The 13,724-nt window shown below is 60.6% G+C and carries 12 protein-coding genes; all 12 read right to left on the bottom strand.

Features of this window, described 5'->3' with window-relative positions; all coding sequences use genetic code 11:
• Positions 1 to 60: 60 nt before the first annotated feature.
• Positions 61 to 714, bottom strand: a complete 654-nt coding sequence (locus A6U86_RS04035) for a protein-L-isoaspartate(D-aspartate) O-methyltransferase (RefSeq protein WP_068386244.1) — start codon at positions 712 to 714, stop codon at positions 61 to 63.
• A 4-nt stretch (positions 715 to 718) separates the two neighbouring features.
• Complete coding sequence (gene surE / locus A6U86_RS04030) at positions 719 to 1,483, bottom strand: 5'/3'-nucleotidase SurE (RefSeq protein ID WP_068386243.1); 765 nt, start codon at positions 1,481 to 1,483, stop codon at positions 719 to 721.
• 19 nt (positions 1,484 to 1,502) lie between these two features.
• On the bottom strand, positions 1,503 to 2,786 hold the full coding sequence (gene serS, locus A6U86_RS04025) for a serine--tRNA ligase (RefSeq protein ID WP_068386237.1): 1,284 nt from the start codon (positions 2,784 to 2,786) through the stop codon (positions 1,503 to 1,505).
• Between the two features lie 99 nt (positions 2,787 to 2,885).
• Complete coding sequence (tatC, locus tag A6U86_RS04020; protein ID WP_068386234.1) at positions 2,886 to 3,713, bottom strand: twin-arginine translocase subunit TatC; 828 nt, start codon at positions 3,711 to 3,713, stop codon at positions 2,886 to 2,888.
• Positions 3,710 to 4,378 (bottom strand): Sec-independent protein translocase protein TatB, encoded by a 669-nt coding sequence (gene tatB, locus A6U86_RS04015; protein WP_068386231.1) that lies wholly within the window; start codon positions 4,376 to 4,378, stop codon positions 3,710 to 3,712. Before tatB ends, tatC begins: the two co-directional genes overlap by 4 nt.
• A 54-nt stretch (positions 4,379 to 4,432) precedes the next feature.
• Positions 4,433 to 4,654: a twin-arginine translocase TatA/TatE family subunit gene (locus A6U86_RS04010; protein ID WP_068386228.1), complete on the bottom strand. Its 222-nt coding sequence runs from the start codon at positions 4,652 to 4,654 to the stop codon at positions 4,433 to 4,435.
• Positions 4,655 to 4,909: 255 nt separating this feature from the next.
• Positions 4,910 to 5,602, bottom strand: a complete 693-nt coding sequence (gene scpB / locus A6U86_RS04005; RefSeq protein ID WP_141683645.1) for an SMC-Scp complex subunit ScpB — start codon at positions 5,600 to 5,602, stop codon at positions 4,910 to 4,912.
• Positions 5,603 to 5,645: 43 nt separating this feature from the next.
• Positions 5,646 to 6,491: a ScpA family protein gene (locus A6U86_RS04000; protein WP_068386222.1), complete on the bottom strand. Its 846-nt coding sequence runs from the start codon at positions 6,489 to 6,491 to the stop codon at positions 5,646 to 5,648.
• A gap of 22 nt (positions 6,492 to 6,513) precedes the next feature.
• Positions 6,514 to 7,527 (bottom strand): beta-N-acetylhexosaminidase, encoded by a 1,014-nt coding sequence (gene nagZ, locus A6U86_RS03995; protein ID WP_068387846.1) that lies wholly within the window; start codon positions 7,525 to 7,527, stop codon positions 6,514 to 6,516.
• Between the two features lie 128 nt (positions 7,528 to 7,655).
• Complete coding sequence (locus tag A6U86_RS03990) at positions 7,656 to 10,364, bottom strand: SPOR domain-containing protein (protein WP_068386219.1); 2,709 nt, start codon at positions 10,362 to 10,364, stop codon at positions 7,656 to 7,658.
• 62 nt (positions 10,365 to 10,426) lie between these two features.
• A complete protein-coding gene (gene argS / locus A6U86_RS03985; RefSeq protein WP_068386216.1) occupies positions 10,427 to 12,187 on the bottom strand; it encodes an arginine--tRNA ligase in 1,761 nt (586 codons plus the stop codon).
• A gap of 55 nt (positions 12,188 to 12,242) precedes the next feature.
• Positions 12,243 to 13,460: a deoxyguanosinetriphosphate triphosphohydrolase gene (locus tag A6U86_RS03980; protein ID WP_068387843.1), complete on the bottom strand. Its 1,218-nt coding sequence runs from the start codon at positions 13,458 to 13,460 to the stop codon at positions 12,243 to 12,245.
• Positions 13,461 to 13,724: the final 264 nt, after the last annotated feature.

Genomic DNA, 13,724 nt, shown 5'->3' with positions numbered 1-13,724 from the left:
CCATAGAAACGAAACAGCCCCTCTTGCGGCCGTTTCATCGGCACCAAGCCGGCTTCAGTTTCAAAGATAGGAGGCGAGCAGCGGTACGATCGGTTGGTAAGGAACGTCGAACAATTCCTCGCGCTCGAATCGGCTGCCTGTCTTGGTCAGGCGCACCAGACGGCAAACCTCGTCGGACATGATGAGCGGCGCGATCATGGATCCACCCGACACCAGCTGCTCGGCATAGAAGCGCGGCATGGTCGTAAAGGCAGCCGTTACCAGGATGCGATCGAAGGTGCCCTCACCCTGCAGCCCGGCGCTGCCGTCCGCCTGGCGAATAATGACATTGCGCAGCCCAAGCGTATCCATGCGCTGCTGCGCCGCTGTCGTCAGCGTCTTGTAGCGGTCGACCGTCAGCACCCGCTCGACGATCCGCCCCATGACGGCGGCGGTAAAACCACTGCCGGTTCCTATCTCAAGGACCCTGTGACCCGGCCTGATCTTGAGGCTGTGGAGAATGCGAACGACCAGATCCATACCTTCCATGAAGGCACCGCATTCGATTGGAATGGTTCGGCTGGAATAGGCATCGTCGACGAACTGCGCGGGCACGAAAGGCAGGCGCGGCGTCTGCTCGACCGCCGTCATCAGATCGATATCCAATATGCCTTCCGCCCGCAGCCGCAGAACCACGGCTGCAAAGCCTTCCTTTTCCACCAAACGAGGTGTCAATGCGCTACTCCATACCAAGCGCCCGCGCCACGCGGTCCTGCGCCGAATAATCCGTCAGATCGAGTTTCAAAGGCGTTACCGAAATCCGATTTTGTTTCAACGCCTGGATATCGGTTCCCGGCCGGAAGATACCGCTGCGTTCGCCGAATTTCAGCCAATAATATGGAAAGCCACGACCATCGGCGCGCTCTTCCACCTGAACGTTGAAGGCAAGGTTGCCTTGTGCCGTCACTTCCGTGCCGGCGACCTCATCCGGGCGGCAATTCGGGAAATTCAGGTTCAGGAACGTGCCGTCGGGCAGATCCACATTCAACAATTTGCCGAGCAGCGCCGGTGCATGGGCCTCGGCCACTTCCCAAGGGACGATGCGGGCGCCGTTCTCGTAGACATAGGCCTGGCTCAGCGCGAAAGAACGAACACCCTGTAGCGTGCCTTCGATCGCGCCGGCGATGGTTCCGGAATAGGTGACATCGTCGGCGACGTTCGAGCCGGAATTGATACCCGAGAGAATGATATCCGGCTTCCTGTCCAGAACCTGGCGGATCGCCATGATGACGCAATCGGTAGGCGTCCCGCGCAGCGCGAAATGCTTGTCGGAAACCTTGCGCATGCGCAGCGGCTCGGAAAGGCTGAGCGAATGAGCAAGGCCGCTCTGATCGGTCTCGGGTGCCACGACCCAGACGTCGTCAGACAGCGTGCGGGCGATACGTTCCAATGCGGCCAGCCCTTCGGCGTGAATGCCATCATCATTGGTCAGAAGTATGCGCATCGCCCCACCGCCTTGTTATTTATGCTGCTTTCTCGATCCTCTTCACACCACCCATATATGGCAGCAGTGCGTCCGGGACAGTCACGGAGCCATCGGCGTTCAGATAATTCTCAAGGACCGCGATCAGGCAGCGGCCGACAGCCGTGCCGGAGCCGTTCAGCGTGTGAACGAACTTCGTGCCCTTGTCGTCCTTGCCGCGATAGCGCGCGTTCATGCGCCGGGCCTGGAAGTCGCCACAGACCGAGCAGGACGAGATTTCGCGATAGGTATCCTGCCCCGGCAGCCAGACTTCGAGGTCGTAGGTCTTGCGGGCGCCAAAGCCCATGTCGCCCGTCGACAGCGTCATGACACGGTAATGCAGACCGAGGCGCTTCAGCACCTCTTCGGCGCAGGCCGTCATGCGCTCGTGCTCGGCAATGGAGCTTTCGGCATCGGTGATCGACACCAGCTCGCACTTCCAGAACTGATGCTGGCGCAGCATGCCGCGCGTATCGCGGCCGGCCGAGCCCGCTTCCGAACGGAAAGACGGCGTCAGCGCCGTGAAGCGAAGCGGCAGCTTTTCCTGATCGAGAATTTCGCCCGAGACGAGATTGGTGAGCGTCACCTCGGCCGTCGGGATCAGCCAGCGTCCGTCCGTGGTCTTGAAAAGATCCTCGGCGAATTTCGGCAACTGGCCGGTACCGAACATGGCTTCGTCGCGCACCATCAGCGGCGCGCTGACTTCGGTATAGCCGTGTTCGCTGGTATGCAGGTCGATCATGAACTGGCCGAGCGCCCGCTCCAGACGCGCCAGCTGCGAGGTCAGCACCGTGAAGCGCGAGCCGGAAAGTTTCGCGGCACGCTCGAAATCCATGTAGCCGAGCTCGTCGCCGATTTCGAAATGTTCTTTCGGCGGATGATTCCAGGTCGGCTTGGCGCCCCAGGCATGCTTGACGACATTGTCATGCTCGTCCTTGCCGACAGGCACATCGTCAAACGGGATGTTCGGAATGCGCGACAGCGCGTCGTTGAGCTCGGCCGTCAGCACGCGCTCCTGCTCTTCCTCGGCCGGAAGCGAAGTCTTGATGTTGGCGACCTCTGCCTTCAGCTTCTCGGCAAGCTCGGTGTTCTTCTGCGCCATGGCCGCACCGATCTCCTTCGAGGCGGCGTTGCGGCGGGACTGCATGTCCTGGACGGACTGAACAACGGAGCGGCGCTTCTCGTCGAGCGCGATGAGGCCTTGCGACAGAGGCTCCGCACTGCGCTTGGCAAGCGCGGCATCGAAGGCCTCGGCATTCTCACGAATCCATTTGATATCAAGCATCGTCGTTCCAGGTCGTTACACATGACTATAGCTCCGACCGAAATATCGGTCGGAGATCGATCCGGCAACCTCTATGGAAGAACGATCCTGATCCGTCGCTCAGACATTATCCGTCTTGGCGACATCGGACGTCTCGTCATTCTCTTCAAGCGTCTGCCGGGCACGCTGGCGTTCCACGAGTCGCGCCGCGTAGATGGAAATCTCGTAGAGAAGGATCGTCGGCACTGCAAGGCCGATCTGAGACATCGGATCCGGCGGCGTCAGCACGGCGGCGACGATGAAGGCGAAGACGATCGCGAACTTGCGCTTCTGCGCAAGCCAGGCCGAGCTCACCAGGCCCACACGGGCCAGCAGCGTCGTGATGACGGGCAGCTGAAAGACGAGGCCGAAGGAAAGGACCAGTGTCATGATCAGACTCAGATATTCCGAGACCTTCGGCAGCAACGCGATGCCCACCTGGCCATCGGCCGGCGCCTGCTGCATCTTCAGGAAGAACCACATGACCATGGGGCAGAAGAAGAAATAGACGAGCGCCGCGCCCATGAGAAACAGCACCGGCGAGGCGATGAGAAACGGCAGGAATGCCGCGCGCTCGTTCTTGTAGAGGCCAGGCGCCACGAACTTGTAGATCTGGGCGGCGATGATCGGGAAAGCGATGACCAGCGCGCCGAACATGGCAACCTTCACCTGGGTGAAGAAGAACTCCTGCGGGGCGGTATAGATCAGCTCGGCCTTGCTGAGATCGAGCCCGGCCCAGACCACAGCCCATTTGTAGGGATAGACCAGATAGTTGAACAGATGCTTCGCGACGGCAAAGCAGCCGATAAAGGCGATGAAGAACGCCACCAGCGACCAGATCAGTCGCGAACGCAGTTCCATGAGGTGTTCGATAAGCGGCTGCGGCTTATCGTTGATTTCACCCGTCATGCCTGGTCCTTCTTTTTCGGCGTTGTCTTGCTTGCTGTAGCGCGCTTGCTGGGAGCTGCAGGCGTTTTCTCTACGGCAGCGACGGCGACCTTGCGTGGCGCGCGCTTTGGTTTTTCGGTAACGACGGGTGTCTGGACTGCTGCGGCGGCGACATCATCGACCTTTGCAGCCGGCTTGGCGCGCGGCTTCCTCGGCTTGGCGGCAGTCTCGCTCGCAACGGCGACCGGTTGCGGCGTGGAAGCGGCGACCGGCGGCGGATTGCTTGATGCAGATGCTGCGGAAAGCGCTTCGGGCAAGCCTGTCGATACACCCGGCACCGGCTCGTCCGGCAAGGGTGTGGCAGCAACGGCCGGTTTATCCGGCGTCGCCGAACGCTGCAGATCGGCCTTTATCTCATTGCCCATTTCGCGCAGCGGATTCATGGCTTCACGCAATGAATTGACCGGATTGAGCTTCTGGGCGTCCGAGATCGTCTGGCGCACATCGTCCAGCTCCGCCTCGCGCATGGCTTCGTCGAACTGCGCGCGGAAATCGCCGGCAACCTTCCGGGCTCTCGCCGTCATCTTGCCGATGGTCCGCAAGGTTGCCGGAAGCTCCTTTGGACCAATGACCACCAAGGCCACGACGGCAATAATTACCAGCTCGGACCAGCCTATATCGAACATGCAAAGGCTCCTGGGCCAACGGCAAGCCTTTCGGCCTCCGCCTGCCCGACATGTTTACTTCGTTTCGTCAGCCTTGTGCTCGACCGTGCGGGACGTCGTCGTCGCCGAGGTCGGCTGCGGCTGGGCCGAAGTATCCTCGTCGTCGTTCATGCCCTTTTTGAAGCTCTTGATACCCTTGGCGACGTCACCCATCAGTTCCGGGATTTTTCCACGACCGAACAACAACAGCGCGATGGCCAGGACGATGAGCCAGTGCCATATGCTTAGAGAACCCATTGCGATAACTCCCGATTTCAATGTCATCCCGATGTAAGACGTTTATTGATGTTTTTCAAACAACAAAATTCGGTACATCCACGTATATCAGGATGTGGAACGCCGATAGCGGCGACCAAACGTCTCCAACTCAAGGGGATGATTTCCATATTCGCATCTGCTGATGGCGAAAGAGAGACCGGCTACCGGTTCCTGAAAGAAATTCGCTGAAGCCAAACCCGGCGCGATCAACTGCCGGAAGCGCCGATATCAGCGTCAATCGCCCGAAGTCGCTCCGCTTGGCGGCAGAAGACCGAGCTCCTCCAGATCCAGATGCGTGATCGGATCTTCATCCTCTGTGAGTTCGTCGCTCATCAATGGGGACGGGATATTGAAATTGGCGGGGATGCGGCCAGACAGGAGCCCCGCGCCCTTCAACTCTTCGAGACCGGGCAGATCGCGCAGCTCCTCTAGGCCGAAATGATCGAGAAAATCGCGCGTGGTGCCGAGCGTAACCGGCCGACCAGGGGTGCGTCGGCGGCCACGGAACCGAACCCAGCCCGATTCCATCAAGACGTCGAGCGTACCCTTCGACGTCTGTACGCCTCTGATATCTTCGATCTCAGCGCGCGTCACCGGCTGGTGATAGGCGATGATAGCAAGCACTTCCAGGGCGGCGCGGGAGAGCTTGCGCACCTCGCTTTCATCGCGGCGGATCACAAATGAGAGATCGGCCGCCGTCCGGAACGCCCAGGCACCATCCACCTGCACGAGGTTGACGCCGCGCATCGCATAATCTGTCTTGAGTTTCTGCATCACGGCAGCAACATCAATGCCACCGCCAACACGCTCGGCAATGAATGCCTCGGAGACGGGTTGGGCCGAGGCGAAAACCAGCGCTTCGGCAATGCGTTCGGCCTCGCTGGCGCGACGATCGTCGATTTCGGGCGTGGTCGCCTCGTATTCCATGTTCTGCTGATCGTCCTGCGGCTCGGTCACGCCTGTATCCTACCTATTCCGCCGCTTCGAGCGAACCATGCTTCGGCCCGCGCCGCATATAGAGCGGCTGAAAGGCGCCTTCCTGGCGTATCTCCAGCTGCCCTTCGCGCACCAGCTCAAGCGAGGCTGCAAAGGCGCTGGCGATGGCCGTTACACGGTCGCCGGGGCTGGCCATATAGCGCAGCAGATAATGCTCCAAGGCCGTCCAATCGGTGATTTCTCCGATCATCCGGTCCAGGATCACCCGCGCATCGGCAAGCGACCAGACACTACGCTTTTCGATCGTCACCTGCGTGACGGCCTGCCGCTGGCGCAGGCCGGCATAGGCCGTCAGGAGGTCGTAAAGGCTGGCATCGAAGGCGGATTGACGCCGATCGGGAATATGTTCGGGCGCGCCGCGAGCAAAGATATCGCGGCCGAGGCGATTGCGGTTGACAAGATTGGATGCAGCATCGCGCATGGCTTCGAGGCGCTTCAGGCGGAAGGCAAGCGTTGCCGCCATCTCCTCACCCGTCGGGCCGTCCTCCTTGCTCTGCTGCGGAATGAGCAACTTGGATTTGAGATAGGCGAGCCACGCGGCCATGACGAGATAATCGGCCGCAAGCTCGATGCGGATGCGCCGGGCAGTCTCGATGAACTGCAGATATTGCTCGACGAGCGCCACGACGGAAATGCGCGAGAGATCGACTTTCTGCGTACGAGCCAGATGCAACAGCAGATCCAGCGGCCCTTCGAAGCCGGCGATGTCGACGACCAGAGCCGGCTCGTGCGAGCCGCGCTCTCCCTCGCCTTCCTGCCAGATCTTGTCCATCGGCGTTGCCGCCTGCTGAAGCTTTTCCGTGCCGCTCACCTTGTTCACTCGTCAGATCCTCGGAGTTCGGTTACGCCACCGCAAACATTGCGTCAAATTCGGCGCGAATCACCGCCTCGTCCGCGTTGTCGGCATGGCCGAATGCTGCTTCCACTGCCTTGACCCTTGCAAGCGCCGCACCGGCCAAAGGCGGAACGTTGCGCACGACCTCTAGCATCTCGTTCATGACGCCATTGCAATGCAGCACGATATCGCAGCCGCCGGCAATAATATTTGCCGCACGCTCGCCGATCGTGCCCTTCAGCGCGTTCATCGATGTATCATCCGACAAGAGCAGGCCCTGGAAGCCAATATGGCTGCGAATGATCTCTTCGATCACCTTGCGAGAGGTCGTTGCAGGGTTGGTCGGATCGATATCGGTGAAGACGACGTGGCACGTCATCGCCATCAGCTCATCCTTCAGTGCCACGAAAGGCACAAAGTCATGCGCCTCCAGTTCCGCACGCGGAACGGAGACCACGGGCAATTCATGATGCGAATCCGCAAAGCCGCGGCCATGACCGGGCATATGCTTCATCACGGGCAGGACGCCACCGGCCTTCAGGCCCTCCGCCGCAGCACGCCCCATTTCCGTTACCGTCACCGGATCGCCGCCATAGGCGCGATTGCCGATGACATTGCTCGATCCCTCCACCGGAACATCCAGCACTGGCAGGCAATCAACATTGATGCCGAACTTCAGCAAATCGAAGGCATGAAGCCGCGACATCAGCCAGGCAGCGCGCAGACCATGCCCGCGATCCTGCCGATAGAGATCACCCAGCGCCTGTCCCGAGGGATAATGCTGCAGGATCGGCGGGCGAATGCGCTGCACCCTGCCCCCTTCCTGGTCGATAAACACCGGCGCGTCGCGTCCGACACTCTCACGCAGGGACGCAACCAGATCGGCGATCTGCGCCGGCTCGGAAATATTGCGTCCAAACAGAATGAAGCCCCATGGCTGCTCCCCCTGATAGAAGGAACGCTCTTCGGGCGTGATGGCATGGCCGCTGCAGCCAAGGATCATGGATTTCGATTCGGTCATATCCGAATCATAGAGACTGACGCCGCGAAACGCGAGTGAGGTCAAGCCGAGATACACAGGAACAAGGTACCTCAAATGAAAACGGCGGGTTTATACCCGCCGTTTTCTGAGAGTTCAGCGCCTGATGCTTACCTGGAAATCAGGCAGGTGCCACCAGCGGTGCGGTACCGTTCGCAAATGGCTGCAGCTTCATCCTTCGAGCCGGCGACGACGCGGACACGATAGTAGGTGCCCTTGCCGGCGATATCGGCCTTGCGGATTTCCAGCGGGTGATTGCCGATGACGCTGGCGAACTTCACCTTCAGGTTAGCTTGCGACTTCTGCGCGTCGGCTTCAGTCGGGAGCGAGGCGATCTGGACACCGTAAGCGCCGCTGCTGCCAGCGGAAGCTGCCGGAGCGGCCTGGCTCGTCGCCGGGCTAGCCGAGGCGACCTGCTGCGGCTGAGCCTTGGCGGGCGTCTCACGCGGTGCAACTGCGGTGTTCGCCGCCTTAGCAGGCTCCGGACGCGCGGTCGGCAGCGGAGTCGTCTTGACGACGCGGATCGGCGTGCTTTCGGCACTTGCCGCATCGTCGTTCGCAGGCTGCGTCGCTGCCGGCTGCGTATTTGCGTTGGCCGGGGTAGGATTGGCCAATGCGACCTGATTGTTCGTTGCAGGCTTGGCTGCAGCGGTCGTCGTCTTGTCGACGGCAGCAGGCGCCGGCTCGTCACGCGGAACCAGCGAACCGTCAGGCTTGACGATCATCGTTCGCACCTTGCGGGGCGACACGGCAGGCACCTGACCGTCGTCATTGGACGCTACGTTGGTATTGCCGCCATTCTGGTTTGGCAGCAAGCGCGGATCCTGGGTATCTCCGGCCGGGGTCGGCGTCACCTGATCAGCGCTGCCATCATCCGGAGATATGGATTCGGGGATCAGCGTCTTCTGCACGACATCGACTGGCTGCTCGTTGGAGGAGACCAATTCTTTCTGCTTTGGTGCAGCGGTGCTGTCGCCAGCCACGCGGTCATAAACGGCCTTGTCCTGATTCGGCACAACGGTGCCACCCGGATTTTCCGGGGCTACCTTCACCGGATCGGCATCGGCCGTGATAACACGCGGCTCGCCTGAGAAGCTGGAGATCGGCGCACCATGGCGAACCCAGCTATAGGCACCGTAGGCGCCTACGCCGAGCACGACGATGACGGCAGCAGCGGTTGCCATGCCGCGCACCGAGCGGACCGGGCGACGGCTGCCAGCCGCCGGGTTCAGCGTCATCCGGGCAACGTTCTCAACCGGGGCAGATGCCTCGCGATAGCTGCGGCGGAAATCTTCCTCAAGCGCACGCTCGAACTCGTCGAATTCTTCGATCGGCTGCTTGGCAGCCGTTGCTGCCGGCTGGGCGGCGGCATTCTTCGACCAGGATGCAGCGGCGGCGGCACCACCGAACGCAGCGGCGGCCGAAGGCTTGAACGGCTCCTGTGCTGCTTCCTTCGGCGTACCGAGAAAATTCGCCATTTCGGAATCGATGTCGAAATCATATTCCGGCGGAACGACGATCGGCTCTTCGTGCTCGATCGCCGGCAGGTGCGGAACGTGCGAGTCTTCGAAGGTTTCGACGCGTTCCTCGGTGTCGGAGATTTCCGTCGGGTCGAAGGGCAACGCCTGATCAGCATCAAATGCAGGGGCAGCGCTGTGCGCGATGGCAACGGCCGGCGCTGCCTGGAGCTGCTGTGGCGCCACAGCGGCGGCGACAGGAGCGGCAGGAGCCGGGATGACCGGTGTTGCACGAGAAATCACCGGCTCGGGAGCTGGAGCGGCAGGAGCCTTGTTTGCTTCGGCGAAATCGAGCTCTGCAAGCTCCATCTCGATATCGGCAAGATCGAACTCGAAGTCCTGACCCGCAAAGGGGTCTTCGGCACCGAACGTGATCGGCGCAGGCTCTTCATGCAGCGGAGCGGCGGCGGCAGGCGCAACCGGCTGCTCATCGAACGAGGGATGGAAATCCCCGAAAACAGGCTCGACATTCGCTGCCGGCGCATTCGCTCTCGGCGGCACGGGATAGCGATCCACATCCGCGAGCAGAGCATCTATCTCGGCAGAAAGCGCGGCCGCATCGACATTCGGAGCCTTCAGCGGCTCAGGCGCCCTATCGACCGCAGGAATAGGTTGCGGCGCGACGACAGGCTGCGGCTGGTAGACCGGCTCTGCTGCTTTGGCTGGCGCGAAATCGATAGCCATCTCATCGAACATTGCTTCCACGGGAGCAGCTGTCGCCACCGGAGGAGCAATAGGACGGGCGACGGCCGGCGGAGACTGCTCGCGCTGGGCGGACGCAGATGCCAGCGTGAAATTGGCAAGCGGCAACCGCACGGTGGCGGCGGCGGATTGCGGTATCTTGGCGACCGGGGGCGCTACCGGCACGGCTGGCGGAGGCGATGCGATCACCGCCTGCATAGCCGGCGCTATCGACATCTCAAGCTCTTCGATCAGATCGCGAGCACCCAGGCTCGGCTTGACCGGAGCCGCAGGCTGCTGCGGCTCTTCAAACTCGGGCTCGACCCGCACCGGCTCTGCGGCGGGGAGTGAAGCCTGAACCTGCTCGACGGGAGACACCTGCTCGGTCGGAGCGGCAGTGTCATTTGCCGGGCTCATGCGAGGCGCATCGTACCGCTCGAACTCGCGAAGAAGCTCATCCTCAAGATTGAAGGCGGGTTCTTGCCGTTGAGCTGCGGGAGCGGCCTGAGCAGCAGGACGCGGCTCAAAACCTACGATTCGGGCGAGTTCAGCGAGCGGATCATCATCCGCAAAGAGCTCGTCGTTTCCGCTTGCGCGATACGCCAACTGTTTTTCTGCCATCACCCGTTCCACTCGCAAACGCTACAGTTAAATGCCAGCGCAATGTGGGTAAATGGTGACGTTTATCGCATTTCATCCGGTGCTGCGGTCCCGGTTATACCAAGACCCGACTTCAAAACCGACGCGACAGCGTACACCAGCCCAAGTCTGGCAATGCTCAATTCTCGGTTCTTATCGTTAACAAATCGTAATTCAGGTAAATCTTTACCTTTATTCCAGTGTCCATGGAAGGAACTTGCTAGATCGTAAAGGTAAAACGCGATGCGATGGGGCTCCTGCGACTGTGCCGCAGCTTCAACGATTCGCGGAAATTCCGCAATCTTGGCAACCAGCTGCAGCTCGGCCGGATCGGAGATCGCGCCGACAACGGCCTTGGCCAGATCGAGCGAGGCAATATCGAGATCCGGGAAGGCTTCCTTGGCCTGCCGAAAGATCGACATGCAGCGAGCGTGTGCATACTGCACGTAGAAGACCGGATTGTCCTTGGACTGTTCCGTGACCTTGGCAAAGTCGAAGTCCAGCGGCTCGGAGCTCTTCCGGTAGAGCATCATGAAACGCACGGAATCGCGACCGACCTCGTCGACGACTTCCCGCAGCGTGACGAAATCGCCCGACCGCTTCGACATCTTCACCGGTTCGCCGTTGCGGAACAGTTTGACGAGCTGGCACAGAAGCACCGTCAGCTTCGCCTTGCCCTCCGAAACGCCGCGCGCGACGGCTTCGAGCCGCTTGACGTAGCCGCCATGATCGGCGCCGAGAATATAGATCATCTCGTTGAAGCCACGGTCGTACTTGTTCTTGAAGTAGGCGACGTCGGCTGCAAAATACGTATAGGAGCCGTCTGACTTGATCAGCGGGCGATCGATATCATCGCCCACTTCCGTGGAGCGGAAGAGCGTCTGTTCGCGATCTTCCCAATCTTCAGGCAATTGTCCCTTCGGCGGCGGCAGCGCGCCCTTGTAGACATAGCCCTTGAAGGTCAGGTCGTTGATCGCTGTACGGATCAGGGCTGCGCCATTGGCATGCAGCGTGCGCTCGGAAAAGAAAACGTCATGATGGACGTTCAGGGCTTCAAGATCCTCGCGGATCATCACCATCATCGCATCGATAGCCCGATCCTTGACGATGGGGAGCCATTGATCCTCCGGCATGCCGCGCAGCTTGGTGCCGAATTCCTTGGCAAGCGCCTCGCCGACCGGAACCAGATAGTCGCCCGGATAGAGACCAGCCGGGATTTCGCCGACCTGTTCGCCAAGCGCCTCGCGATACCGAATGAAGACGGACCGCGCCAGCACGTCGATCTGCGAGCCGGCATCGTTGATGTAATATTCCTTGGTGACCTCATAGCCGGCAAAGCCCAGCAGGTTGGCAAGCGCATCGCCCACGACCGCGCCACGGCAATGGCCGACATGCATCGGCCCCGTCGGGTTGGCGGAAACGTATTCGACATTGACCTTCTGACCCAAGCCGAGCGTCGAACGGCCGAATTGACCTGCTTCAGAGATCATCGTCGACAGCAGGCGCTGCCAGTAACCGACGGAAAGGCGGATATTGATGAAGCCCGGCCCCGCGACCGAAACCTCGGCGACATCGGCATCTTCCTTCAGCTTGGCAACGATAATCTCGGCCAGCGCGCGCGGATTTGTGCCCAGCGCCTTCGACAACACCATGGCCGCATTGGTGGCGACATCGCCATGACTGGCGTCTCGCGGCGGCTCGACACCGACCCGACTGAAGTCAAGCTCAGATCGCTTTTCTCGCACAATATCAATTTGCTCGAGAGCGTTCTTAATTCTTACTTCGAAGTCGGTGAAAAGGTTCATGATATCGTCCACGTATAGCTTGGGCGAGCCGCTATCGGCCCGACGCCGCCGCTGCCTAGCGCAAATCGGGAGTCTGGTCAAACAGGCGCTTATGGGCGCTGATGGCATAGGTGTCCGTCATGCCGGCCAGATAGTCGCCGACATGACGCGCCTTGGCGGCGACGGCAAGGCCGGCGATATGATCGACCCAATAGTGGCTCTGCATCTCCTTGGGATTGTCCATATAGGCGCGGAACAGGTCGGTGACGATCTGCGCTGCCCCGGTGCGGATGCGCATGATATCGGGATGCCGATAGATGCGCTTGAACAGCATCTGCTTGATCTGCTTGTCGGTTTCGGCCATTTCGGGCGAGAAAGTCGCGACGACGCGGCCGGCGCCGCGAATATCGGCAACGCTGCCCGGTCTGATCTCGGCAAGCGCCCGCTGCGATACCGCAATCACGTCCTCAACCATCCGGGTGATCTGGCGGCGCATGATTTCATGGGTGAAGCGGCTCGGCTCCAGATGCGGATAGCGCGCCCTCACCTCTGCCATGAGGCCTGAGAGAAACGGCACCTCCTCCAGCATGTCGAAGGTCAGGTAACCTGAGCGAAGACCATCGTCGATGTCATGCGTATTGTAGGCGATGTCATCGGCGATTGCCGCAACCTGGGCCTCCAGGCTGGCATAGGAGGCAATTTCGAGGTCGTGGATTTCGCAATAGTCCAGGATCGGCTGCGGCACCGGCCCGCGGGTGCCCTTGCCATCCGGCGTCGTCAGCGGACCGTTGTGCTTGACCAGACCCTCGAGCGTCTCCCAGGTGAGATTAAGCCCATCGAAATCGGCATAGCGCCGCTCAAGCTTCGTCACGATGCGGAGCGACTGCGCATTGTGATCGAAGCCGCCATAGGGCTGCAGCATCTCGTGCAATGCGTCCTCGCCGGTGTGCCCGAAAGGTGTGTGGCCAAAATCGTGAACCAGCGCCACGCCTTCCGCCAAGTCTTCATCCAGCTTCAGCGCGCGCGCCAGGGCACGCGCAATCTGCGCGACTTCGATCGTATGCGTCAGGCGGGTGCGATAGTGATCACCATCCTGGGCGATGAAGACCTGCGTCTTGTGCTTGAGCCTTCGGAAAGCGGTCGTATGGACGATTCTATCGCGGTCACGCTGGAATTCGGAGCGCGTCGGGCTAGAACCCTCATCGTAAAGCCGCCCCCGCGATGCCCATGGGTCCGTCGCATAAGCCGCCTTCTCACCATACCCGAAACCCAATGCATGCGTATCGATCGTCATCATCAATCCATTTCGGCATTTCGCCCCCGTGCATCCAGGCGCACGACGGTCGTTTCATTTCACCCCACCAATGGCTTTCCTTCCAATATGGAGGAGCCGGCCCATTGACGCCGCTTTGCAGCCTTCATACCTATAGACAACAAAACAGCAAAATGGTGCGCGGCTCAACCGTGAAACCATAGCTGTCACCAGCCTGACTTTCATGATAAAGGCTATGGATATCAGCCGTTTGAAAGTTCGACGGCCTATTGGTTCTCTCCGGAT

Source organism: Rhizobium sp. AC27/96 (assembly GCF_001692325.1).
Lineage (GTDB): Bacteria > Pseudomonadota > Alphaproteobacteria > Rhizobiales > Rhizobiaceae > Rhizobium.
The sequence above is the reverse complement of the archived record's forward strand: the minus strand, read 5'-3'. Positions and strand labels throughout refer to the sequence as shown.

What these genes read in the sequence shown, in the direction of transcription:
- surE (WP_068386243.1), bottom strand. Translation starts at nt 1,483, where the DNA reads ATGCGCATACTTCTGACCAATGATGATGGCATTCACGCCGAAGGGCTG.
- serS (WP_068386237.1), bottom strand. Translation starts at nt 2,786, where the DNA reads ATGCTTGATATCAAATGGATTCGTGAGAATGCCGAGGCCTTCGATGCC.
- tatC (WP_068386234.1), bottom strand. Translation starts at nt 3,713, where the DNA reads ATGACGGGTGAAATCAACGATAAGCCGCAGCCGCTTATCGAACACCTC.
- tatB (WP_068386231.1), bottom strand. Translation starts at nt 4,378, where the DNA reads ATGTTCGATATAGGCTGGTCCGAGCTGGTAATTATTGCCGTCGTGGCC.
- A6U86_RS04010 (WP_068386228.1), bottom strand. Translation starts at nt 4,654, where the DNA reads ATGGGTTCTCTAAGCATATGGCACTGGCTCATCGTCCTGGCCATCGCG.
- scpB (WP_141683645.1), bottom strand. Translation starts at nt 5,602, where the DNA reads ATGGAATACGAGGCGACCACGCCCGAAATCGACGATCGTCGCGCCAGC.
- nagZ (WP_068387846.1), bottom strand. Translation starts at nt 7,527, where the DNA reads ATGACCGAATCGAAATCCATGATCCTTGGCTGCAGCGGCCATGCCATC.
- A6U86_RS03990 (WP_068386219.1), bottom strand. Translation starts at nt 10,364, where the DNA reads ATGGCAGAAAAACAGTTGGCGTATCGCGCAAGCGGAAACGACGAGCTC.
- argS (WP_068386216.1), bottom strand. Translation starts at nt 12,187, where the DNA reads ATGAACCTTTTCACCGACTTCGAAGTAAGAATTAAGAACGCTCTCGAG.
- A6U86_RS03980 (WP_068387843.1), bottom strand. Translation starts at nt 13,460, where the DNA reads ATGACGATCGATACGCATGCATTGGGTTTCGGGTATGGTGAGAAGGCG.